General features: G+C 71.3%; 22 protein-coding genes and 1 pseudogene. 8 read left to right on the plus strand and 15 right to left on the minus strand.

Annotated features, from left to right (window positions below):
* Positions 1-78: 78 nt before the first annotated feature.
* The 5 genes from J7I97_RS14590 to J7I97_RS14610 form a co-directional block, all read right to left on the minus strand.
* On the minus strand, positions 79-1,872 hold the full coding sequence (locus J7I97_RS14590; RefSeq protein WP_214934848.1) for an acyl-CoA dehydrogenase: 1,794 nt from the start codon (positions 1,870-1,872) through the stop codon (positions 79-81).
* Positions 1,869-2,822: an aromatase/cyclase gene (locus J7I97_RS14595; RefSeq protein ID WP_214934850.1), complete on the minus strand. Its 954-nt coding sequence runs from the start codon at positions 2,820-2,822 to the stop codon at positions 1,869-1,871. The genes J7I97_RS14590 and J7I97_RS14595 overlap by 4 nt, the downstream gene beginning before the upstream one ends.
* Positions 2,815-3,855: a methyltransferase, FxLD system gene (gene fxlM / locus J7I97_RS14600; RefSeq protein ID WP_214934852.1), complete on the minus strand. Its 1,041-nt coding sequence runs from the start codon at positions 3,853-3,855 to the stop codon at positions 2,815-2,817. The genes J7I97_RS14595 and fxlM overlap by 8 nt, the downstream gene beginning before the upstream one ends.
* A 443-nt stretch (positions 3,856-4,298) precedes the next feature.
* Positions 4,299-4,952, minus strand: coding sequence for a bifunctional 2-polyprenyl-6-hydroxyphenol methylase/3-demethylubiquinol 3-O-methyltransferase UbiG (locus J7I97_RS14605; RefSeq protein WP_214934854.1), 654 nt, complete (start codon positions 4,950-4,952; stop codon positions 4,299-4,301).
* Positions 4,953-5,284: 332 nt separating this feature from the next.
* Positions 5,285-5,785: a hypothetical protein gene (locus J7I97_RS14610; protein ID WP_214934856.1), complete on the minus strand. Its 501-nt coding sequence runs from the start codon at positions 5,783-5,785 to the stop codon at positions 5,285-5,287.
* 302 nt (positions 5,786-6,087) lie between these two features.
* On the opposite strand from J7I97_RS14610, the gene J7I97_RS14615 reads away from it, so the two are divergent.
* The gene (locus tag J7I97_RS14615) at positions 6,088-6,960 is read left to right on the plus strand and encodes a helix-turn-helix transcriptional regulator (protein ID WP_214934858.1); all 873 of its coding nucleotides are present in this window, start codon (positions 6,088-6,090) and stop codon (positions 6,958-6,960) included.
* The gene (locus J7I97_RS14620) at positions 6,957-7,169 is read left to right on the plus strand and encodes a DUF397 domain-containing protein (RefSeq protein WP_214934860.1); all 213 of its coding nucleotides are present in this window, start codon (positions 6,957-6,959) and stop codon (positions 7,167-7,169) included. The genes J7I97_RS14615 and J7I97_RS14620 overlap by 4 nt, the downstream gene beginning before the upstream one ends.
* Before the next feature lie 315 nt (positions 7,170-7,484).
* On the opposite strand, the gene J7I97_RS14625 is transcribed toward J7I97_RS14620, so the two are convergent.
* The 4 genes from J7I97_RS14625 to J7I97_RS14640 form a co-directional block, all read right to left on the minus strand.
* The gene (locus tag J7I97_RS14625) at positions 7,485-8,696 is read right to left on the minus strand and encodes a beta-ketoacyl synthase N-terminal-like domain-containing protein (RefSeq protein ID WP_214934901.1); all 1,212 of its coding nucleotides are present in this window, start codon (positions 8,694-8,696) and stop codon (positions 7,485-7,487) included.
* Positions 8,697-8,698: 2 nt separating this feature from the next.
* Positions 8,699-9,985 carry a beta-ketoacyl synthase gene (locus J7I97_RS14630; RefSeq protein WP_214934862.1) on the minus strand — a complete coding sequence of 429 codons (1,287 nt, stop codon included), beginning with the start codon at positions 9,983-9,985 and terminating at the stop codon, positions 8,699-8,701.
* Positions 9,982-10,764 carry a thioesterase II family protein gene (locus tag J7I97_RS14635; protein ID WP_214934864.1) on the minus strand — a complete coding sequence of 261 codons (783 nt, stop codon included), beginning with the start codon at positions 10,762-10,764 and terminating at the stop codon, positions 9,982-9,984. Before J7I97_RS14635 ends, J7I97_RS14630 begins: the two co-directional genes overlap by 4 nt.
* Positions 10,765-10,963: 199 nt before the next feature.
* Positions 10,964-11,785, minus strand: coding sequence for an AfsR/SARP family transcriptional regulator (locus J7I97_RS14640; RefSeq protein ID WP_214934866.1), 822 nt, complete (start codon positions 11,783-11,785; stop codon positions 10,964-10,966).
* A 293-nt stretch (positions 11,786-12,078) separates the two neighbouring features.
* Here J7I97_RS14640 and J7I97_RS14645 point away from each other — a divergent pair, with 293 nt between their 5' ends.
* Positions 12,079-12,324 (plus strand): hypothetical protein, encoded by a 246-nt coding sequence (locus J7I97_RS14645; protein WP_214934868.1) that lies wholly within the window; start codon positions 12,079-12,081, stop codon positions 12,322-12,324.
* Between the two features lie 176 nt (positions 12,325-12,500).
* Complete coding sequence (locus tag J7I97_RS14650; protein WP_214934870.1) at positions 12,501-13,634, plus strand: AfsR/SARP family transcriptional regulator; 1,134 nt, start codon at positions 12,501-12,503, stop codon at positions 13,632-13,634.
* Between the two features lie 57 nt (positions 13,635-13,691).
* On the opposite strand, the gene J7I97_RS14655 is transcribed toward J7I97_RS14650, so the two are convergent.
* From J7I97_RS14655 to J7I97_RS14670, 4 genes are all read right to left on the minus strand, one after another.
* Positions 13,692-14,504, minus strand: a complete 813-nt coding sequence (locus J7I97_RS14655; protein ID WP_214934872.1) for an AfsR/SARP family transcriptional regulator — start codon at positions 14,502-14,504, stop codon at positions 13,692-13,694.
* A 381-nt stretch (positions 14,505-14,885) separates the two neighbouring features.
* Positions 14,886-15,497, minus strand: a complete 612-nt coding sequence (locus J7I97_RS14660) for a ScbR family autoregulator-binding transcription factor (RefSeq protein ID WP_251049472.1) — start codon at positions 15,495-15,497, stop codon at positions 14,886-14,888.
* Positions 15,498-15,508: 11 nt separating this feature from the next.
* Entirely contained in the window at positions 15,509-17,092 is a 1,584-nt protein-coding gene (locus tag J7I97_RS14665; protein WP_214934903.1) for an acyl-CoA carboxylase subunit beta, read from the minus strand.
* A gap of 147 nt (positions 17,093-17,239) precedes the next feature.
* Positions 17,240-17,446, minus strand: coding sequence for an acyl-CoA carboxylase subunit epsilon (locus J7I97_RS14670; RefSeq protein WP_214934876.1), 207 nt, complete (start codon positions 17,444-17,446; stop codon positions 17,240-17,242).
* Positions 17,447-17,830: 384 nt separating this feature from the next.
* Here J7I97_RS14670 and J7I97_RS14675 point away from each other — a divergent pair, with 384 nt between their 5' ends.
* Positions 17,831-18,718, plus strand: coding sequence for a ScbA/BarX family gamma-butyrolactone biosynthesis protein (locus tag J7I97_RS14675; RefSeq protein WP_251049471.1), 888 nt, complete (start codon positions 17,831-17,833; stop codon positions 18,716-18,718).
* Between the two features lie 118 nt (positions 18,719-18,836).
* Here the strand turns inward: J7I97_RS14675 and J7I97_RS14680 are convergent, their stop codons facing one another.
* Positions 18,837-19,685: an NAD(P)H-binding protein gene (locus tag J7I97_RS14680; RefSeq protein WP_214934880.1), complete on the minus strand. Its 849-nt coding sequence runs from the start codon at positions 19,683-19,685 to the stop codon at positions 18,837-18,839.
* 137 nt (positions 19,686-19,822) lie between these two features.
* On the opposite strand from J7I97_RS14680, the gene J7I97_RS14685 reads away from it, so the two are divergent.
* Together J7I97_RS14685 and J7I97_RS14690 are read left to right on the plus strand one after the other, a co-directional pair.
* Positions 19,823-20,515 (plus strand): ScbR family autoregulator-binding transcription factor, encoded by a 693-nt coding sequence (locus J7I97_RS14685; RefSeq protein WP_214934882.1) that lies wholly within the window; start codon positions 19,823-19,825, stop codon positions 20,513-20,515.
* A gap of 289 nt (positions 20,516-20,804) precedes the next feature.
* Positions 20,805-22,274 (plus strand): multicopper oxidase family protein, encoded by a 1,470-nt coding sequence (locus tag J7I97_RS14690; RefSeq protein WP_214934884.1) that lies wholly within the window; start codon positions 20,805-20,807, stop codon positions 22,272-22,274.
* Here J7I97_RS14690 and J7I97_RS39580 read toward each other — a convergent pair whose 3' ends face one another.
* Complete coding sequence (locus tag J7I97_RS39580) at positions 22,275-22,619, minus strand: transposase family protein (protein ID WP_308363486.1); 345 nt, start codon at positions 22,617-22,619, stop codon at positions 22,275-22,277. It abuts the gene before it with no gap.
* Positions 22,620-22,981: 362 nt separating this feature from the next.
* Between J7I97_RS39580 and J7I97_RS14700 the strand changes: the two are divergent.
* Positions 22,982-23,128: pseudogene (locus J7I97_RS14700) on the plus strand (transposase); the annotation flags it as partial.

A 23,128-nucleotide genomic window follows, 5' to 3' on the forward strand; every position in this document is an offset into this window, starting at 1 on the left:
CGTCCAGGCGGTCGCTGCGTCTGTCTGGGCGGGCGACCAGCCCCGGCACGTCCCCGCGCTGCGACCGCCGCCACCGGCTCAGCAGGCCAGCTCCGTCCCGTACAGGTCCAGGCTGCGCCCCTCGCGACAGCGGCCCAGCACCTCCGCCAGGGCCGTCTCCGCGGCCTCGGCGGGCAGTTCCGGCACCCGGGCGCCGAGCCTGCGGCCGATGCGGCCGAGGGCCAGCACCGCCCACGCGGGGTACTCCAGGAAGGAGCCGCTGCCGGCCTGGCCCTCCCAGACGCCGAGGCAGGCGGCGGCGGCCAGCACCAGGGCGTAGCGGTCGGCCAGTGCGCAGGCCTGCGGGTCGAACGCCGTGTTCCCCGAGGCGGCTAGCGTCGAACACCGCGCGCGCAGCACCCGCAGTTCCTCGACGAACGTCTGCGCCAGCCCGGCCAGCGCGTCCCACAGCGGCCCCCGTGAGCGCTGGTCCGCGAGCCGTTCGGCGACCCCGATCAGCGTCGCCGTGAGCAGGTCGTCCGTACCGAAGTGCGCGAGCCTGCGGTGGTCGAACGGCGGCAGCGGCGCGCCGGGCCGGAACAGCTCGGCGGGCGGCTCCTGGCTGCGGAACCACGCCGTGCGCGCCAGTCTGGGCAGCTGGGGCACCAGTACCGCCTGGCAGACGGCCGTCCCGGAGTGCCCGAGCCCCGCCACGGGCAGGTCCCGCGCGAGCTTCTGGAAGCCGCCGTAGCGCGGCCCGCGGTCGTAGCCCCGGGCGCCGAGCACGGTGGCCAGCTCCTCCAGGTCCTCCCGGAGCAGGTCCGGCATCATGTACTTGACCGCCGCCGCCAGCAGATACGCGTCCTGCGGCAGCAGGCTCAGCGCGCGCAGCCCCGTGACGGCCATGGCGTCGCAGGCCAGCAGGTCCGCGAAGACCCCGGAGAGCACCTTGTGCCAGCGGCGGGCGGGCTGCCCGTCGGGGCGGCCCTCGGTGGCCGCGCGCACGGCCTGCCGCAAGACGCTGTCCACGCCCGCGAGCACGGTGCCCGGGACGAGGCAGTGGCTGATCTGGAAGCTGCGCAGCGCCAGCGACACGCCGTCGCCGACGGAGCCCACGAGGGCGGTCCCGGGCAGGGCCACGTCGGTGAGTTCGAGGCCCGAGAACCGCGCGCCGCGCATGCCGGGCGTCTCCACCCGCGCGAGCCGGCGCACCTCGCCGGAGGCGGGCTCACCGGGTCCCAGCAGCAGCACCGAGTGGCTGCCGGGCCCGTCCTCGTCCGAGGTGCGCGCGTACGAGACGAAGGCGTCCGCGCGGTCGGCGTTGATGACGGCCTCCTTGCGCCCGCTCAGCAGGAAGCCGCCGTGCGGGGTCCGGGCCGCCGTGAGCTCGTGGCGCAGGATGGCGTTGGCGTGGGCCACTTCGCGGTGCACGATCGAGACGCGGCCGCCGTCGAGCAGGACCCGGGCGAGCGCCTGCCGCTGGCGTTCGGTGCCCGCGGTCCACACCGAGGACGCGGCGAACAGCGAGGTGACGCCGAAGCCGTAGCCGAGCGCGAGGTCGCGGCGGAAGACCGGCCGCAGCACGCGGGCCAGCTCCTCCAGGTCGGTGAGGCGTCCGCCGAGGTCGTGGGGGACGAACTCGGCGGCGAGCCCGGCCCGTGCGAGCAGTTCCTCGGTGGCCTCGGGTACCTCCCGGGCGTCGTCGGCGCGCAGCAGCGCGAGGTGCCCGTGGGGGTTGCCGGGGTCGAAGGGGTCGCCGAGCGCGGCCTCCAGGCGGGTGGCGCGCCCGGGCTCGCCGGCGTCGCGCAAGGGGGGCCGCGCGAGCCCGGCGTGGGCCGCCGCGGGGGTGGCTGCGGCGGTGCCCGCGTCCGGCGTATCCGTCGTGGCCGTCACAGGACCCGCACCGCGCTGACGGCGTGCTGCGCGGCGTGGTGCAGGACGAGGAGGCCGGCCCGGCCGAGCGCGTCGCGCACGTGCTGGCCGGCGGCTTCCCTGCTGGTGCCCTCGCCGAGCACCTGCTCGATGCTGTCCTCGTGCAGCAGCACGCTGTGCCGTGCGGTGACGTTGACGCCCGACTCGTCGGCCTCGACCGACCATTCGCCGGTGTGCGCGAACAGCAGCGGGGAGGTCTGCGTCTGCTTGTAGACGATCCGGCCCGCGCCCGGGAAGCAGATCCGGACCGACTTGGTCTCCTGTGCGCTGCCGTCGCTGGAGAAACTGCCCATGGACACCACCTGGACGCCCGGCTGGTCCTCCACCACCTCCAGCGTGTGTACGTTCGGCAGCTCGGAGGGCCAGTCCTGGGCCCGGTAGAGGAAGTCGAAGATCAGCTCGGAGGGGCCCTTGATGCGCACGGTGTCCTCGAAGGACAGCACCAGGTCGTCGAGGCGCTTCCAGCGCGCGGCGAGCGCCGCCAGCTGTTCGAGCTGGGCGCGGCTGTTGTCGCGTACTACCTGCTTCACCCAGGCCACGTCGCCGGGCGCGTCCCCGGCGACGGTGAAGGTGTGTTCCAGGGTCACCCTGGAGCGGTCGCCGAGCGGCTTCACCGTCCAGACGCCGCTCATCGACTCGGCCGGGGCGGCGGGCAGGTCCATGGAGAACTCCACGCGCTGGCGCCCCACGTCCAGGCGGCGGGTGGAGAACCAGGAGGTGATCGTGTCGCCCGCGGTGCCCCACATGCGCAGCCGTTCCCGGGTCCCGTCGAAGTCCAGCTGCTCGACGTGGATGCAGGGCTGGAAGAACAACGGCCACTGGGTGGCGTCGGCGATCAGCCCGTACAGCACGTCGGCCGGGGCCGACGCGGTCACTTCGTAGACCGCGCGGTGCACTCGCGCATCAGGCATCTTCCACACCCTTCACAGTCGCTGCCGATGTCCTTGCTCGACGGCCGTGCCCATGACCCTGTCCGGAACCGCTCGCGATCCGCACGGGTCTGGTTCGAGGCCCGCTCGAGCCCGCCCCGCGCCTCGCCCACGACCGCCGGTCGCTCCGGCGCGGCTCCACCGGATCCCGACGGTTCGTCGAGCAGCGGGGCGGACCGTATACAGCGGTGGAGTCTCCGTCCCACCTTCGTACGCACCCGCTGCCGCTGCGGGTGACGCTGCTGGCCGCGCTGCTGCACGAGCGGGAGCGGGAGATCACGGACGCGCTGGTGGAGCTGCTGATCTCCACAGTGCACCGGATCGGGGCGGAGAAGAAGGTCACCGAGCGGCTCGACCGGCTCTCCCGCTCCGTGCTGCACGCCGAACGGGACACGAGGCGGTCGCCGTCGCGGTCGAAGGCGATCGAACGGGTCAGTCCGCGCGTGCGCAGCGGCACCACCAATCGGCCGTCCTCTGCAAGCTGATCGGTCCAAGCAGGGGGGATGTCCCAGGCCCCGACGGTCACGATCAGCAGGTCCAGGGTGCCGGTGTCGGGGAAGCCGTGCTCGGCGTCCGCAAGGACGACCCGAACCCCCTCGTACCCAGCCGCGTCCAGCAGCCGTCGGGCGCGGTCGGTGACGTCGGGGTCGATGTCGATGGTGACGACCGAGCCGTCCGGTCCTGCCACCTCTGCCATCAGGGCGGCGTTGTAGCCACCGGAGCCGACCTCACCGAGCCGCATTCCCGCCTGGGCCTCGGCCTGCTCCAGCATCATCGCCTGGACGTCGGGGGCAGAGACGGAGCTGATGGCGATGCCGTGCTCGTTCTTCTTCGTGGGCACGGCATCGTGGGCGGCGTACGCCTGAACGAGGGGTGCCTCCGGGGCGAACGCGTGACGGGCAACGGTCCGGAACGCGGCCTCTACCGGCTTGCTGCGGATGGTGCCCGCCCTGACAAGCTGGTCCACCATCGCGGTACGCAGCGCCTCGGGAGAGGCAGTTTCAAGATGGGTCATTCGGTTACCTGTTTCTTGTCGTGGTGGAGCGGTTGGAAGCCCCAAGCCGACCAGCCCCTCAGCGGGGTGTGGGCCGGGACGCCGTACGTAGAGAACTGCCACGCGAGGTGGGACGGTGTGCGGCGACGCTAGCCAGGCCGCTGCCCCGGCGGCCGGGGTATGCGCCGCGGGGCGCGATAGCCCCTGGAGATCGGCCGGAACCGCATGGTCGCCAGGTCAAGGGGAGGCGACAGCGCTTCTCCGTGATCTGGCGGCGAGGGGTTACCCGCGGGCACGGCTGGTCAGCGGCGGCGGCCCCGCGGGTCCGCGCGGCCGCCGACCGGTCGCGCAGCGGCACACCCCATGCCTGGTACTGCTCGCGCAGCCAGTCCGGGTTGACCCGGTACGTGGAAGGCGGGTCTTCACCCGTCCCGGGGCTGGCTCAACACCGGCCAGGCGGCGGCTCAGTAGCCTGTCGGGCCGGTCAGGGCCAGCGCCGTGAACTCAGTCGACCAGTCCAGATCCCAGCGCTCCGTGTGCAACCAGCCCTCCCGCAGCTGCTCGATCAGCTGGTTCGGGTAGCCGCGGAAGTAGCCGTCGGGCTGCTGCTCCCACACCTGCACCACCACGTAGACCACGCCTGTTCGGGGCTTGACCCAGCGGCGGGCGTCGGTCATGAAGCGGTGCACATCGAGATACGGCAGCACCAGCCGGCACGCCAGGACGTCCACGCTGCCCGGCACCAGCGCCCGCGGTGCGTTGCCTGTCAGGAAGTCGTGAACCTCGAACGACAGCCGCTTCTCGTCGGACCAGAACTCGCGGGCACGCTCCACCGCGACCGGCGACCAGTCGTAGCCGGTCGTACGCAGGCCCTCACGGGCCAACGCCGTCGTCAGCACCCCCCAGCCGCTGCCCACGTCCACGGCCGTCTTCATCCCCGCACCAAGAACGTGCCGCCGGATGCCCTCCAGCTCCAGTTTCGTGAAAGGCAGGTTCTCCTGAGGGTGCGGGGCGCAGTAGAAGCGATCCCAGTCCATGCGCTTGCGCAGCGCCTCTATCGGGTCGGCCGGCACTCGGGAGAGGCCGAGGTCGTTCGTCAGGGTCGGCAGGCTGCTCACGACGTACCTCCCCGACGAGACAGGCGGCCCTCACCCACGCCGATCGCCGAAAGGTACTCTCGGCCAGCAACGGCAACCAGATTCTCGGTGGGCTCCAGGTCCTCCAAGAGCCGCCTCCGCCTCAGCTCCTGCTGCGGCGTGCGCACCGGCAGCTTGCCCGGCTCCTCCGCCCTGGCGTGCTCCACGGTCATCGTCCCCTCTCTCCGTCGCGTACCAGTACGCGACCATCAGTCCGAACACGATCAGCACGAGCACCGCCTGCAAGATCCACTGCCGCCAGCCCCCGTACTCATCCATCCAGCGCCGTCGATCCACCCACGCCCATAAGCCGCTCACCGGCCGGTCTCTGAGAGGGCCAACGCCACGAACCAGCCGCGCTCGGCCATCGCTTTCAAGAACCGCTCGTACTCCCGCAGGTCCGGGCTGATGTGCTCGTACGTTGGCGCCACCAGCCCGTCCGCGAACCCGGCGCGCAGCAGACATCGCGCGGCCGCCAGGCCGGGGCGGTACTCCAGCAGCGCGGGGCCGGCCGGGTCCAGGCACAGCTCGCTGCGAACCTGGAAGTGGCGGGACTGGGCAACCAGTTCCAGGGCCTCGAACTGGGGGCCGGCCTCGTGCTCGGGGGCCTGCACGTAGCGGACGACACGAAGCTTGCGGCCGTTCTGCCGGGCAACCTCGCCGGCGGCGCGTACCCCGTCCGTGCGAAACCCCAGCAGCCTGGCCAGCGGATCGGACTGCCGTGCCGGAGGCGTGCCGACTCCCGCCCAATGGCGCTGAACGGCGTTGTCACGGTCCATCCAGTCGTCAAGCTCCAGCTTGGTCATGGCCGTCACGGCGGTGCTCCTCAGCAGGCAAGGCAGTGGAAGCCGCCCAAGGCCGGGGTGTGCGCGGCTGGTGGTCACCGGCTCCCGGGCGGCTCGACTACGGTCCTACCAAACAGAGTTGATGTGCAATCAGAACCCGCATCGCAATTGCCCGCGACCGTGGATTGGTATATGACATGGGGCGAACCGAGTCGCGGCGAAGGCGAACCGGTGGCCAGAGGGGGCGTACCGCCGGTCGCGAGACGGGAGCCGCAGCTGTCACCATCGGGACCGAGGCTCGCGCAGTCCGAACCGGAGAGGAGGCAAGGCGTATGGCGGCAAACGTGCGAGCGACGTTCCTGCGGATCACCCTTGGGGCCGAGCTCACCCGTCTACGTGAGCAGGCCGGGTTGACGGGTGACCAGGCGGCCAAGAAGATCGGCTGCGCGCCCTCGGCCATCAGCCGGGTCGAGAGCGGCACGAGCGGCTTCCAGCGGATAGAGCAGTTCACCAAGCTCCTCAAGGCCTACGACGTGAGCTTTGAGAGCGCGGAGGTACTGACCGACTGGTACAAAAATGCGAAGCAAGAGGACTGGTGGACGCCCAAGGTGTCCGTCCTACCGTCCGGGCTGACCACCTTCCTCGCGTTCGAATCTGGCGCCCGCACCGCTCGGGCATGGACGCCCATGGTCGTCAACGGGCTGCTGCAGACCGAGGGGTACGCACGTTCGTTGATCGAGTCGGCGCGCAGCGCGGACGATCGCACATCAGAGTTCGTGGAGAACGCGGTCGAGGTCCGATTGAACCGAAAGAAGCGGATCACCGACGATGGCATGGAGCTCGTATGCATCATGGACGAGTCCGCGCTGCGGAACATGGTCGGCGGGCCGGACGTGATGCGGGAGCAGTACGAGGAGCTCAAGCGGCTCGGCGCTCTGCCGAACGTCACCGTGCAGATCATCCCGTTTGCCGCGCCGGCCTACCGCGTGGCCGGCGGCGAATTCCTCCTTCTCGACTTCGACCGGAAGGACCTTCCAGGGCCGGCTGTCGTGAGCTCGACGGTCAGCGGTGAGGCCCGCGTCCTGTCGAAGGAGCGACCGGTCAAGCAGTTCGACCGGCGCTTCCACTTCCTCACCCAGGGAGCTCTGCCCGTGCATGAGACCCCTGCATTTCTTGATCGACTAGCACGAGAGGCAGCAGCATGAGCAACACCAACGTCGACCGTCCGTACGGCGAATGGTTCAAGTCCTCCTACAGCGGTGGGACGAGCGGAGAGTGCGTCGAAGCGTGCCGGCAGCCCGGCGCGGTCCACGTCCGGGACTCCAAGCGCAAGGGGGAGCCCGGGGCGCCGGTTCTCGGGTTCACCGCGGCCGCGTGGTCGGTGTTCTCCGCGTACGCGGGCGGTAGCCGCTGAATCTCGGGGCGGGCGTCCTCCTCGTCCTAACCGAGGAGGACGCCCGCGCTGTTCAGCTTGCCGTACGGCGCTGACAAGCGTCAGTCGCCCCGCGCAGCTCGGATGCCGGATTCGGAGATGTCGGGATCTCGGACGCCGGTTCGCAGGCGCAGGCGACGGGTTCGGGGACGCCGGGTTTGGGGACGCCGGTTCGCAGGCGACGGGTTCGGGGACGCCGGTTCGCAGGCGACGGGTTCGGGGACGCCGGTTCGCAGGCGACGGGTTCGGGGACGCCGGTTCGCAGGCGCCGGGTTCGCCGGCGCCGGTTCTCGGACGTCAGGCCGCCGCCGGTGCCCGTACCACCGCCGCGGAGTTGAAGCCGCCGCGGCCCCGCGCCAGTACCAGCGCGGTGCGCAGGCCCGGCAGCGCGCGCGGCCCGCCGGTGACCAGGTCGAGCCGGCAGTCGTCCGCGGCCCGCCCGGTCCCCGTGGTCTGCGGCACCACCTTCTCGCGCAGCGCGAACAGGGCCGCCGCCAGGTCCAGGGAGGAGCCGCCCGCGCCGAGCCGCCCGGTCATCGACTTGGGCACCGTGACGGGCACCCCGTACGGCCCGAACAGCGCGCACAGCGCCGCCGCCTCGGCCCGGTCGGCCGCCCGCTCGCCCGCGCCGTCCGCGAACACGACGTCGACCTGGCCGGGTGTCACCCCCGCGTCCGCCAGCGCGAGTTCGGCCGCCTCCCGCAGCCGCGGCTGATCCGGCCCGTCGAAGGTGGCCGCGCAGCCGGCGACGACCCCGTAGCCGGTGGCGCCGCGCCGGGCCGCCTCCTGGGCGTCCTCCACGACCAGCAGCGCGCCGCCCTCGCCGACGACATGGCCGCCGGCCGCGTCGTCGAACGGCAGGTAGGCCCGCTCGGGATCGGCGGCCGTGCTCATCCGCCCGTCCGCGAGGTGCGCGGCCCAGCCCCACGGGCACAGCATCGAGTCGACCCCGCCGGTGACCATCAGGCTGGCGCCCGAGCGGATCCGGCGCCGGGCGCGGGCGAGCGCGTCGATGCCGCCGGCCTGCTCGCTGACGATGGTGGAGCCGGGGCCGCGCAGGCCGTGCCGGATGGAGATCTGCGCGGTGCTCGCCGCGTGGAACCAGGCGAAGGACTGGTACGCGCTGACGTGCTTGGCGCCCTTGCCCCACAGCGCCGCCAGCCCCCGCTGGCCGAACTCGGTGCCGCCCGCGGAACTGGCGGTGATCACACCGGCCGCGTACTCGGGCAGGGATTCCGGGTCGGCGCCCGAGTCCGCGAGGGCCTCCTTGGCCGCGGTGAGCGCGATGCGGGTGACGCGGTCGGTCGAGGGCAGCAGCCTGCTGGGGATGTGGTCCTCGTCGACGAAGCCGGGGATCTCGCCCGCGATGCGCACCGGGTACCCCCGGGCGTCGAAGCGGGTGATGGGGCCGATGCCGCTGCGGCCGCGCAGCGTCGCGTTCCACCAGGTGCGCGCCCCCAGGCCGTTGGGCGCGGCGACGCCGATGCCGGTGACGAGCGCCTCCCGCATGCTCACGCCGCCTCCCTCAGCTGCGGCCGGGTGAGCACGGTGGCGCTGTGGAAGCCGCCGAAGCCGCTGGCGACGCTGAGCACCGTGCTGGTGCGCTGCTCCCGCGCGAACAGCGGCGTGTAGTCGAGGTCGCAGGTCGGGTCGGGCTCGTGCAGGTTGGCCGTCGGCGGCACGGTGTCGTGCTGGATGGCCAGTGCGCTGGCCACCACGTCCAGGGCGCCGGCGGCGCCGAGCGCGTGCCCGATCATCGACTTGATGGAGCTGACAGGGACGCGGCGGGCGTGGTCGCCCAGGCTGACCTTGAAGGCGTTCGTCTCGTGCCGGTCGTTGTGCGGGGTCCCGGCGCCGTGCGCGTTGATGTAGTCGACGTCGACCGGGTTCAGCCGGGCCGCGTCGAGGGCGGCCCGGATGGCGTAGGCCATCTCCTGCCCGCCCGGGCGCAGGCCCGTCATGTGGTGCGCGCTGCTGTACGCGGCGAAGCCGGACAGTTCGGCGTACGCGCGGGCGCCGCGCCGGCGGGCGTGTTCGAGTTCCTCCAGGACCACGACGGCCGAGCCCTCGCCGAGTACGAAGCCGTCGCGGGTGCGGTCGAAGGGGCGGCTCGCCGTGGCGGGGTCGTCGCTGCGCGGGCTGGTGAGCCGGATGCGGTCGAAGCAGGCCATCGCGATCGGGGAGATCGGTGCCTCGGTACCGCCGGCGATCATGACGTCGGCGCTTCCCTCACGGATCAGGTCGGCGGCGTGGCCGATCGCGTCGAGGCCGGAGGTGCAGCCGCTGGAGACCACGCTGACCGGCCCCTGCGCGCCGCTGTCGCGCGCCACGACGGCTGCCAGCGAGCTCGGCACGAAGTAGTCGTACAGGCAGTCGGGGGCCAGGGTGTGGTCGACGGTCCAGGTGCTTCCCAGGTCGCTGAGGATGGCGTACTGGGTGGCCAGGCCCGTGGTGCAGCCGACCGCGCTGCCCAGGCTGACCCCGGTGCGCAGCGGGTCGCCCGCGGCGCCTTCGCCTGCGAGCGCGTCGCCGAGCCCGCTGTCGGCGACCGCCTCGCGCGCGCTGACCAGTGCGAACTGCGCGGCCCTGTCGAGGCATTCGGTGTCGGCGAAGGTGAAGCCGTGCGCGGCGGAGTCGAAGTCGACCTCGGCGGCGACCTGCGAGCGGTAGGTGGAGGCGTCGAAGAGGGTGATGCCCCGGGTCGCGGTGCGGCCCGACGTCAGCATCGACCAGAAGTTCCCGGTGCCCACCGCGCCCGGCGCGACGACGCCGACCCCGGTAATGACGACACGCCTCACCGGCTGCCTCCCGCCGGCAGCGCGGCCGCGTGGTCGCGGCAGGCCTGCCCGACCAGCTGCGGCAGGGCCGTGTCGCCCGCGAAGAAGTGGTCGCCGTCGACGGTGCGCGCCTCGATGGGCCCGGTGGCCCACTGCTGCCAGTCGCTGAGCGCGGCGGGCGCGGCCAGCGGGTCGTCGCTCCCCGCGAAGACGAGTACGGGGATGTCCACGTGCCCGCCGGTCACCGGGTCCAGGGCCGCGTCCCGCAGCGACTTGGCCAGGCGCAGGTCGTCACGGAGTACGGGCAGGACGCTGCGGTGCCACAGCCCGCCAGGGGACGCGGCGGGCCCCTGCGGCAGCGAGCCGAGGTGGCCCAGCAGCGGCAGCAGTTCCTCGTCGGGCTGGTCGGCCGCGCTCACCAGGGCGGTCGCGACGTGCGGGGGCAGGCAGGCACCGACCGCGAGGAACAGCGGCGGCGGCGCGCCGGCGTCGGCCAGCGCGCGGGTGAGCGTGTACGCGACGAGGGCGCCCAGGCTGTGCCCGTACAGCGCGTAGGGCCCGGCCTGCGCCGACTCCAGGAGCGTCGGGAGCAGGTCGGCGAGGAGACCGTCGCGGTCGGTGACGCGCGGTTCGCGCCGCCGGCTCTCGCGACCGGGCAGCGGGAGGGCGACCACCTCGACGGCGGGCCCGACCGCCACGGGCCAGCGGCGATAGCTGGCCACTCCCGCGCCCGCGTGGGCGAGGCAGTGCAGCCTGACCCGCCCGTCCCCCGCCTCGTCGACCTCCGTGCGGGAAACCATCCGTCGCCCTCCTCCTGGGAAGCTGTGTACGGCGCGATTCGTCGTACGACGATGTGGTCGCGGCGCGGTCGTCGCAACGCACCCGCCCGCGGCGCGGGCCTTTGTGACGCAGGCATCCGCAGCCTGAGCTTCATCTGTCCGCCTTGAGCGGTGCTCGATCGGGAGCGCCGCCCGGCGGGCCGGATCCACCGCCTCGCTCTCAGGCCGCGTACAGGTCGAAGGTCGAGCTGCGCCGCGGTCCGGCGACGACGTCCAGGCGCGGGTCGACGGCGAGCATCGCCTGGTGCATGCGCTGGAGCTGGGGCGAGGGCTCCACGCCGAGGTCGTCGATCAGCCGCTGGCGCAGCCGGCGGTAGATGTCGAGCGCGGAGGCCTGCCGGCCGGAGCGGTAGAGGGCCACCATCGCCTGTGAGTGCAGCCCTTCGTGCTGGGGGTGGCGGGCGATCAGGTCGGTGAGCTCGGAGATGAGTTCGACGTGCCGCCCCAGCCGCAGGTCGGCGTCGATCCGGCGCTCTCGGGCGACCAGGCGGCTCTCCTCCAGCCGCATGACCTCGATGTCGAGGATCGGCCCGACGCGTACGTCGACCAGCGCGGGCCCCTCCCACAGGGCGAGCGCCTCGCGCAGGCGCAGCGACGCGTGCTCGTCCTCGCCGTCGTCGAAGGCCTGCCGCCCTTCGGCCACCAGGCGTTCGTACGCGTACACGTCGACCGCCTCGGTGGGGATCTGGAGCAGGTAGCCGCCGTACCGGGTGGCCAGCACGTCCTTGGCCGAGCCGGGTACGTCGGGCCCCATGGCGGTGCCCAGCATGCGGCGCAGCTGCAGGATGTACGTCTGGAGCGTGGTCAGGGAGCTCTGCGGCAGGTCGGTGCCCCAGATCTCCTCCATGAGGGTGGGCACCGGAACGATCCGGCCGGGGTACAGGGCGAGCAGTGCCAGGATCTGGCGGGGTTTCCCGGCGGTCGGAACGATTGATACCCCATTGACTTCGGCATTCAACGCACCCAGGACTTTTATCTTCATGATTCCCTCCGCGCCTTGTCGGTCGCCGTCGGTTCTGAGCCGGTGATCGAGTCATTAGATACTGTCGCCTCCCGGCTTTTTCTGGCATTGCCACTGACCGCGAGCGAGGGGAACAGTAGCTCCTGACGATCGGCCCGCCAGAAAATTTTGAGTGCTTCTCGAGCGGCTCTCGCAATGAGCCACGGAAGGGCCTCTGACGCCGCGCTGACATCCTGCTGACAAAGCGTCCGCGAGCTGGTGATGCCCGGTGAACACTCTGTCCGGGGCGCACGGGTGCTGTTAGCTTTCCGGCCATGGCGACGGAATCTGAGGGTGCGGGCACGACCCGCAGCGCGGACTCGCTCACCCGGGGACTGCTGGGCCGTCTGACGACGTCGGCCCGGCCGGGGGAGGCGGACGGCGCGGTCGGCGGCGGCGCCCGGCGCAGGCACGACTTCTTGCCGGACCTGCCCGGCCCGATGCTGCTGGCCCTGCTGAGCGACTATCACCGCCGCGGGGTCCAGGTCGGCTTTCCGGAGCTGACCGGCGCCCGCACCTGAAACGCCCTCAAGGAATCTTCCACAACTCCCTGTAGCCCGCTGGGGAATCCCGCACCGAGGCCGCACGGCAGCTACTGTCTGCTACGGAGGGAAAAAGATCCGCGGCTATTCGGAGAGAATGCCGAGTCAGGGATCTCTGGCCGCAGACTCGTCGAATTTCCCCGTGCGAGGATGAGATGGAGTTTCGGATTCTGGGTTCCGTCCAGATCTACGACGACCGTGCCGACGTACAGATCGTGCCCACCGGCGCGAAGCAGCGCGCCCTGCTGGGCGCACTCGTCGCGAAGGCGGGCCAGGTGATGCCCGCGGAGCGGCTCGTCGACGAACTGTGGGGCGAACACCCGCCCGCGAACGCCGCCAACGCCCTCCAGGCCCACGTGGCCCGGCTGCGCCGGCTGCTGCCGGTCCCCGCGCCCGGCTCGGGCGAGCCGCACCACGAGTGGCTGGTGACCCGGCCCATGGGCTACGTACTGCGCCTGGGCCGCACCGACACGGACGCGCAGCGCTTCCACCGGCTGGTCACGGAGGGGCGGGCGCTGGCCGCCGCCGACCCCGGCCGGGCGGCCGGCGTACTGCGCGAGGCGCTGGCGCTGTGGCGCGGCCCGGCCCTGGAGGGCAGCGGGCGCGGAACCATCTGTTCGGCCGAGGCCTCGCTGCTGGAGGAGAGCCGGCTGGTCGCCCTCGAGGCGCTGTACGACGCGTGTCTGCGGGCGGGCCGGTACGACGAGATCACCGGCGAGCTGGAAGAGCTGACCACCACTCACCCGCTGCGGGAGCGGTTCTACGAGCTGCTGATGACGGCGCTGTACCGGTGCGGCCGGCAGGCGGAGGCGCTGGGCGCGTACGAGCGGGCGCGCCGGCGGCTGGTGCACGACCTGGGCATCGAACCCGGGCCCGTGCTGCGCGGCCGTATGGAAGCGATCCTCCACCATCAGGACCCCGTACCGGGCACGGCCGGACAGGCACGGGCGGAGGCGGGCCGGATGGGCTCCGCCGCGCACGGGTGGGCCGAGGGCCCCAGGATGCGGGTGGCGCAGTGGCCGCACGATCCGCCGGCGTCCGCCGGGCCGTTGGGCGAGGCGGTGGGTGGCAACGGCGCCGATGGGGGCCGCGATGACGAGTGGGCCGACGGCGAGGTGAGCGTGCACCTGCTGCGCGACGAGATCACCCGGCTGCGCCGGCACATCGAGCGGCTCTCGCGAGAGCAGCGGGATCTGGTCAGCAGGGTCGACCGGCTCACGTCGAGCCGGCTCGCGCCGAACGGGCTTGCGCCGAACGGGCTTGCCTCAAGGCGCGCTTCGGGCCAGTGACGGCCCGCTGAACGCGCCGACGCGCCGTCCCTCTCGTGCGACGGCGCGTCGGTCGGTTCATCCGGCGACAAGCCGCGCGCCGCCGGCCGCGGCCGCCGGCTCGGGGCGCGTCACCAGGATCGAGCGCTGAAGGCGGCTGAGGGCCGCCGAGGGCTCCAGGCCCAGTTCCGCGACCAGGGTGGCGCGCAGCCGCTGGTAGACGTGCAGGGCCTCGCCCCGCCGGCCCGAGCGGTGCAGCGCCAGCATGAACTGGCCGTGCAGGCTCTCGTGCATCCGGTACTGGTTGACCAGGACCGTCAGCTCCGACAGCAGCTCGCGGTGGCGTCCCAGGCGCAGGTCGGCCTCGATGCGCTGGTCGAGTGCGCACAGCCGGGCCTCCTCGAGCCGCTTGATCTCCATGTCGATCTGGCTGCCGGCCTGGATGTCGGTGAGGGCCGAACCGGTCCACAGCGAGAGCGCGTCGGCCAGGCGGCGGGCGGCTCCCGTGTAGTCCTCGGCGTCCATGGCCCGGTAGCCGGCGCCGGCGCGGCGCTCGAACTCCCGGTAGTCGACGGTGCCCCGCCGCGTCTCCAGGCGGTACCCACCGGGGAGGGTGGCCAGGATGTCCTTGGCGGTGCACCGCTCGTTCTCGCCGTGGGACAGCGCCTCGGTGATCAGTTCACGCAGTTGCAGGACGTAGGTCTGCAACGTGGTGCGCGCACTGCGCGGAGGGGTCTGGCCCCACAGTTCCTCGATCAGCGTGGCCACGGGGACCACCTGGTCTGCATGGAGCGCGAGCAGGGCCAGGACCTGCCTCGGCTTCGGTGCCGTGGGCGCGATCGACACCCCGTTCTCACGCACCGACAGCGCGCCCAGCACTTCGATGTCCACGTCTCCCCCAAGAGTTCGTCCGGAGGCCGAGATCCGGCCTGTGCGGTTCCGCTGCCGGGGTATGTGCGCAGCCAAAACCGGACTGCTCCATAAAAAAACAGCACGGTCGGTTTGTCAATCCTCAGGAGCCATCCAACCTGCCCGATGACCACTTTCCGTCGCGCGCGTCCTCGCCCAACCGAGCGGAAACCGTCACGAGTCGGCCCCGCGGGGACACACCGAGAGCCCGGCCCTCGCGGGGGTGCGGAGAGCCGGGGCGGACGAACGAAGAAGGAGCTAGTGCCGTGACCGGCAAGGTTCACCGGGTCGNNGCCGCGGTCCTCCGCCTTGCGTTGCACCGCACCGGACGCCGCGCCCCGGCAAACCTTTCCGGCCACGGCACTAGGAACCCTCCGCCTTGAGCGCGGCGAGGACCTCGCCGGACGCGAGCCCCGGCAGCAGCAGCCGCCAGAACTCGCTGACCGTCTGCGGGGAGAGCCAGGTGGCGTTGCGGCCGCTCAGCACTTCGAACCCCACGGTGGCGGCCACCACCGCGGCGGCCGCCGCCGCGGGCGTCACCCCCGGCCGCAGCTCGCCCCGCTCCCCGGCCCGTTCCAGCGCCTGCTCGATGCACTGCTGCCAGTGCGCCCGCAGGTCGGTACGCGGCGGCCGGGAGTGACGGCTGCTGAGCTCGAAGCCGGCCCGCAGCACCACGTCGCCGGCCAGGCCCCGGGCGAGCCCGTGCGTGACGTCGACGACGTGCTGGAGGAAGCCGCCTCCACCCGGCTGCCGGCCCTCGGCGACGATCCTCAGCCGCGCCAGCGCGGTGTCCTCGACGGCGTCCGCCAAGGCCGCCTTGCTGGCGAAGTGGAAGTGCAGCGCACCGTTGCTCACCCCGGCCTGCCTGCTGATCGTGGTGAGCGAGGCCATCGTGAAGCCGTCGCGGTCGAAGATCTCGGCCGCGGATCGGATCAGGGCTTCCCGAGTGCGCACCGCACGTTCCTGCTTGACCATCAAGTGCTCCGTTACTGCGGCGGGTTGCCGTGCTTGCGGGACGGCAGATCGGCGTGCTTGTTGCGGAGCATCGAGAGAGCGCTGATCAGGGTGGACCGGGTCTCGGCGGGGTCGATGACGTCGTCGACGAGGCCGCGCTCGGCCGCGTAGTACGGGTGCATCAGCTCGGCCTTGTACTCCTTGACCATCTGGGCCCGCATGGCCTCGGGGTCTTCGGCGTCCGCGATCTGCTTGCGGAAGATGACGTTGGCCGCGCCCTCGGCGCCCATGACGGCGATCTCGTTGGTCGGCCAGGCGTAGGTGATGTCGGCGCCGATGGACTGGGAGTCCATGACGATGTACGCGCCGCCGTATGCCTTGCGCAGGATCAGCGAGATCCGCGGGACGGTGGCGTTGCAGTACGCGTACAGCAGCTTGGCGCCGTGGCGGATGATGCCGCCGTGCTCCTGGTCGACGCCGGGCAGGAAGCCCGGGACGTCCAGCAGCGTGATGATCGGGACGTTGAACGCGTCGCAGAGCTGCACGAACCGCGCGGCCTTCTCCGAGGCGTGGATGTCCAGCACACCCGCGAGGAAGCCGGGCTGGTTCGCGACGATGCCGACGACCTGCCCGTTCAGCCGCGCCATGGCGCAGATGATGTTGCGGGCCCAGCGCTCGTGGACCTCCAGGTACTCGCCGTCGTCGACGAGCTCCTCGATCACCTTGAGCATGTCGTACGGACGGTTGCCGTCCGCCGGCACCAGCTCCAGGAGCACGTCCGACCGCCGGGTCTGGGGGTCGGTGCACGGCACGCACGGCGGGTACTCGCGGTTGTTCTGCGGCAGCATCGACAGCAGGAACCGCACCTCGGCGATGCAGGTCTCCTCGTCGTCGTACGCAAAGTGCGCGACGCCCGAGGTCTCGGCGTGCACGTCCGCGCCGCCCAGCCCGTTCTGCGAGATCTCCTCGCCCGTCACCGCCTTGACCACGTCCGGGCCGGTGATGAACATCTGCGAGGTGTCCCGGACCATGAACACGAAGTCCGTCAGCGCCGGGGAGTACGCGGCGCCGCCGGCGCACGGGCCCAGCATCACGCTGATCTGCGGGATGACGCCCGAGGCCTTGGTGTTGCGCTGGAAGATGCCGCCGTAGCCGGCGAGGGCGGAGACGCCCTCCTGAATACGGGCACCCGCACCGTCGTTGAGCGAGACCAGCGGAGCACCGGCCGCGATGGCCATGTCCATGATCTTGTGGATCTTCGTCGCGTGAGCCTCGCCCAGCGCGCCGCCAAAGATCCGGAAGTCGTGCGCGTAGACGAAGACCGTCCGGCCCTCGACCGTGCCCCAACCGGTGATCACACCGTCGGTGTAGGGCTTCTTCTCCTCCAGGCCGAACCCGGTCGCCCGGTGCCGGCGGAGCTGCTCGACCTCGTTGAACGAGCCCTCGTCCAGGAGCAGCTCGATGCGCTCGCGGGCGGTCAGCTTGCCCTTGGCGTGCTGCGCCTCGGTCGCTTTCTCGCTCGGGCCGCGCCGGGCCTGCTCGCGGGTCGCGTGCAGTTCGGCCACACGCCCGTGAGCGTCAGCCGCCAGCACAGAGGCCCGAGAGATGTCACTCAGAACAGTCACGACACGTCCCTCCCTCAAGAGTGCGGCCCGATCGATGCCCCTCACCGTAACAAACCGCCTATGCGGTTTGTAAAGCTGGAGCATGGCGCGCACACGAATCAGCCATGGATCACTACCTGCCGGCCCCTGTGGCCGGCCTTACTGCCAGCTGTACGGAGAGCGATAGGCCGCGGTGGACCGCTCGGGCTGCCACCTCGGCATATCCGGCGACTTTTCCTCGCCGTCCTCCTCGCCGCGCGCGGCCAGTGCCGAACACAGCACAACGGTGACCGCGGCCAGCTCTTCATCGCTGGCCCACCCACGCTCGATACGAAGCGCGAGCTTCCCACTGTCCGGAACGCCCATTCCCCCTCCTCAGGCCTCCAGACACCGTCCGTCACGCGCCTAAAGAGGGACTCCTGTCCCGCTTGAGATCCGGCAGAGCCGCTGAACAAGATCTAGTGAGGCCCGCACGACGTGGACCTGGGGCGATGTCCGGAGGGGGTGGGACGGAACGTACCGCTCCAGATTTTTCGGTTCCGGAGGATCGACTTCCCCTAGATATTAAACCGGTTGGTATGTATCTTTTCTCGCCTCGAACCCATTCACACCGCAAATCTCGCCAACGCTGTTTCAGGGGGAACAATGACCGCGAGCACGTTTCGAGTCGAACGCGCAGCGATCAAGGCTTTTCCGGCAGGGGACGTCACGGCTTTACCTCTTGGGCACGCAGCCTTCAGCTACCCCACTTTGACGGCCACCGTCCCCAAGGAGTTCGTGCACCGCGCCGCGGTCGCCGAGGTGATGCTCACCGGCTGGGAGCGACAGGACGACACGCACTTCAGAGTGGCCGCACAGTGGTCCCGCAGCCACAGCTTCTTCACTCCGATCGACGGGGAGCATCACGATCCGTTGATGGTTGCTGAAACAATCCGCCAGGTCGGTTCTCTACTCGGGCACGCCGAGTTCGGCGTCCCCTTCGGGCACCACTTCCTCATGTGGGACCTCGACCTCACCGTCCACCCGGAGCACCTGGAGCTCGGCCAGATGCCCGCCTCGATCGACATCGACGTCACCTGTACGGATGTCAGGCGCCGGGGCGGAAACCTGGCCGGACTCTGCTACGAGGCAGCCGTCCGCCGCGACGGAGAGCTCGTCGCCACGGGGCGGATCTCCTACACCTGCACCAGCCCGGCCGTATACAGGCGGGTGCGTCCGCAGCGCGTCTTCGACGCCGACTACCGCGCTCTTCCCCTGACGGCGCCCGCCGCACCGCAGAGCGTGGGGCGGCTGTCCCCGTCCGATGTGGTGCTCTCGCCGATCGGTGAGGCGAACCGCTGGCAGCTGCGTGTGGACACCCGCCACCCCGTGCTCTTCGACCACCCGGTCGACCACGTGCCGGGCATGGTCCTGCTGGAGGCCGCCCGGCAGGCGGCGGCCGCCGCGCTGGAACGTTCCTCCTTCCTCCCCCTCGGCATCACCAGCACGTTCAAGCGGTACGCCGAGCTGGACGCGCCTTGCGTGGTGGAGGCCCACCGCCTCCCCCAGGCCGTACCCGGAGGGGTGGAGGCCGTGCGTGTGACGGGCCGTCAAGAGGGCGAGCTCGTCTTCAGCTCCACCGTGACGGCGGCCGCGTAGCAGCGGCGACTGCCCCCGCGGCGAACAGCCGGCGCGGGGGCAGCGCCGGGCGGCGCCGGGCAGAGCGGGAGCACCGCCAGGCAGCGCCGGGGCGGCACGCGAGCACCGCCAGGCGGCGTCAGGCCGGCATGAAGGCCGCGAGGTGGTTCCCGGCCCATGCCCGGAAGGACCTCGCCGGCCGGCCCGCCAGCTCCGCGACCGTGTTCTCCACCCGGGCCTTGGCCCCGTCCCGCTGCCGCCGCGCGCTGTGCAGCAACGCCTCCACCACGGGCGCGGGATGGCGTGTGCCCAGCAGGGCGCGGGCCTGCTCCGGCCCCAGCTCCTCGAACCGCAGCGGACGGCCCAGCAGCCCGGCGAGCTGCGCCGTCTGCTCGACGGCGGTGATGGCCCGCGGCCCGGTCAGCGTGTACGCCCGGCCGGCGTGCCCCGGCTCGGTGAGCGCGCGTACCGCCGCGTCCGCGATGTCCCGCGGATCGACGCAGGCGTTGGCCGAGGACCCGTACAGGGCACGGACGACGTGCTCCGAGCGGACGGAGGCCGCCCAGGACAGCGTGTTGGACATGAAGGAGCGCGGACGCAGCAGCGTCCACTCCATCCCGGAATCGCGCAGGAGATCCTCGTTCCCCCGCTGCCAACGGGTGATCAGATCATCGGCCTGGCAGTCCTCGACGGCGGCGGCCGAGAGCTTCACCACGTGCCGCACCCCCGCCGACCGCGCGGCCCGCAGGAAACACGCGTCCTGGTCCCCGCCGACGCGGTTCGTGACGAGGAACGCGCTGCGAACCCCGCACAGGGCGTTGGCCAGGCTCTTCGGATCGCCGTAGTCCCCGGGGACGATCTCGGCGTGGGAGGGCGCTCCGAAGACGCGCGCGGGATCCCTGGCGAGGATGCGCACCGCCGCGTCGGCGGGCAGCCCTCGGACCACCTCGCGCCCCACCATCCCGGTGGCACCGGTCACGAGGATCATCGGAGGGCCTCCCGGAGTGGCGCATAACTGTTATCCGGTTTGAGTGGGTTGGCACGGCGGTGACCCGCTGTAATATACGAACCAGACGGTTTGTGCACGGAGCCTTTCCGGGGTTCGGCGATCAACTGGAGGGCATAGTGGCGGAGCAAGAGCGGGCCATCCGTACGCGTCGGAGCATCCTGCTGGCCGCGGCCAAGGTGTTCGAGGAGCGCGGGTACCAGACGGCGACGATCTCCGAGATCCTCTCCACCGCCGGCGTGACCAAGGGCGCCCTCTACTTCCACTTCCAGTCGAAGGACGACCTGGCCCAGGGGGTGCTCGCCGCCCAGGACCAGAACCTCGTCATCCCCGACCGCGCGTCCAAGATGCAGGAGATCGTGGACGTGGTCATGCTGCACACCTACCGCCTGCAGACCGACCCGATCGTCCGGGCGGCCGTCCGGCTGACGATGGACCAGCTGGCGCAGGGCCTCGACCGCAGCGGCCCGTTCCTGCGCTGGGGCGACCTCGTCCGGGGGCTGCTGGAGAAAGCCCAGGCCCAGGGCGAGCTGCTGCCCCATGTCGTACCGGCCGAGACCGCCGACGTCATCGTGGGCACCTACGCCGGCATCCAGTCCATGTCCCAGGCGCTCAGCGACTACCAGGACCTCGTGGTCCGGGTCTCCGCACTGCTGCGCCACCTGCTGCCCAGCATCGTGCTGTCCTCGGTGCTCGCCTCCGTGGACATCTCCGAGGGCCGCGGGGCGGCCGTCTACGCCGAGGCCCTGGCGCAGTCGCAGGCCGTGGCCGCACTCGCGGAAGCCGCTGAGACGGCGGACGCGGCCGGCTGACGGACCGGGCGGACCCGGCGGACTCGTGGTGGCCGGCTCTCCGCCGGCCACCGTCACGTTCTCGTTGTCCTCAGGCACAGCGATGCCTTCCCCCCGGCCGGTGTTCTCTGCGACAGCAGAAATATACCGGGCGGCCTGTTCTTTTTCATCGCCTGGGGCCATCAATCGATCTTGCTCCCAGGCGGAGCCCCTCCCTCCTCCCAGCACCGCTCAAGTGCGGCCTGCTGGAGTCGGCAGGCTTGCGGCCGCCCGGCCGGCAGGCCGAGATCCGCCGACTCAGGAGAAGGCCATGGCCACCCGACGTACCGTGCTCAGAGCATCCCTTGTCACAGCCGGCGCGGGTGCCTTCACCGGTGCCGCCCTCACACCGCTGCTCGCCCGACCCGACGCCGAGGCCGCGACCGTCGCCCCCGCCGGAGCCGCCGCGCTCGCCGTCGAGAAGTTCAAGCTCGCGATGCCGATCCCGCCCGTCCTCACCCCGTACTCCACCGCCGACGGCGTGGATCGGTACCTCATGACGATGAAGCCCGCCCGCAAGGAGATCGTGCCCGGCTTCCAGACCGACGTCCTGACGTACAACGGCTCCTTCCCCGGCCCCACCATCCGCGCCCGCTCCGGCCGCACCGTCGAGGTCCTCCAGGTCAACAACCTCGACATGCCCACCTCGGTCCACCTGCACGGCGCCTCGGTAGCCCCGGAGAACGACGGCTCGCCGATGGAGACCATCGAGCCGGGCGACGTCCGCTCGTACACGTACCCGAACAAGCAGCCGCACGCCTCGCTCTGGTACCACGACCACGCGCACCACATGGAGTCCGAGCACGTCTACCGCGGCCTGGCCGGCTCCTACCTGATCACGGACGCCGTCGAGCAGGGCCTGTCGCTGCCCTCGGGCGCCTACGACGTACCGATCGCCATCCGCGACGCCGGCTTCGACGACACGGGCCAGCTCGTCTACAAGATGAACGACTTCGACGGCCGCGACACGCTGCTGGCGAACGGCAAGGCGTACCCGTACTTCCAGGTCGCCGCCCGCAAGTACCGCTTCCGGCTGCTGGACTCGTCCAACCTGCGCTCCTTCACGCTGCGCCTGGCCGACGGCAGCGAGCTGATCCAGATCGGCTCCGACGGCGGTCTGCTGCCCAAGCCGTTCCGCACCGACTCCGTGGAGCTCTCGCCGGGCGAGCGCGCGGACATCGTCATCGACTTCTCCCGCTACCCGGTGGGCACCAAGATCGTCCTGGAGAACACCAACCTCGGTGGCGGGCCGGTCGAGAAGTTCGGCCAGGTGCTCCGCTTCGACGTGGTCCGCACCGCCGCCGACACCAGCCAGGTCCCGTCGGTCCTGCGCACCCTGCCGGCCCTGCCGACGCCCACCGCTGAGCGCAGCGTGGTGATGCGGATGGACGAGAGCGACAACCCGAATGCGCCGGGCTACCTGAACGACAAGGTGTACGACCCGGAGCGCATCGACGCCTTCATCCGCCACGGCGCCAGTGAGGTCTGGACGATCACGAACGTCAACACGTTCCTGCCGCACAACTTCCACATGCACCTGGTGCAGTTCCGGGTCATCGAGCGCAACGGGAAGGCGCCGGGGCCCGCCGAGTCGGGTCTCAAGGACACGGTGTGGCTGATGCCGGGTGACACGGTCAAGGTGCAGGCGACCTTCGACACGTACCGGGGCACGTACCTCTACCACTGCCACCTGATCGACCACTCGGCGATGGGCATGATGGCCCAGTTCAAGGTGACCTGATCACCTGATCACCTGAGTAACTGTTGTCGTTCCGATCTTGAGGGGTGTGCGTCGAACGGGAGTCTCGATCGGGTGGTCGTTGCTGGCCGCGGGCAACACGCGGGCTCCGAGCCGGGCCAGGGCGTGCTGCGGAGCACTCGCGGACCAGTGGCCGATCGCCGCGTAGGAGCGAGCGCCGGCGATCACCGCCGAGGCGGCGACCAGCAGCACCGCCACGAACGGGTGACGCACTCCACTCCGTCGGCGCGGGTCGGCAGCACTCGCAGCCGTTCCGGCAAGGAGAGCCCCGCAACACCCTCCAGAGCCGGCGACTTGACGAGACAGACGGTGGCAGACTGGCGGCACATCGAAGCTCCGGTGGTTCAGGGCGACTTGGGAAGGTCACCCCGTTCAACCGGAGCTTCGTTGTACACGTGGTGGGCCCAGCCCGACCGCCTGGCCTGCGGACTCACGCGATCACCAGGACTTTGAAACGCCCCTGGCCGCCACTGGCCGACGACAACTCTCGTCGCCGACCAGTGAAACTGCGCAGTACCCAACTGCTACGCCGCGTTCCGTTGTCCAGGCCAACGCATCCCAGTGACACCAACCTCACCGCATCGCACTGTCCTACGAACCGCGCACACCGGCCTGACCAGCACAAAACCAAGAGCCGCCGCACCGGGACAGCCTGCGGGGCCTCATGGACAATCAACCGCGGCGCAGCGCTGACCGGCACCCGGGTGCTGGCCGAGATCGGCGACGACCGGGGCCGATTCGCCAACGCCGGGCCCCTCAAGGCCTACGCGGGAAGCCCCCGGTCACCAGAGCCAGCGGCAAGAGCTGCAAGGCCACAGGGCGATTGCAAAGTCGTG

This window comes from Streptomyces sp. ISL-87 (assembly GCF_018614095.1).
In the GTDB taxonomy this organism is placed as follows: domain Bacteria; phylum Actinomycetota; class Actinomycetes; order Streptomycetales; family Streptomycetaceae; genus Streptomyces.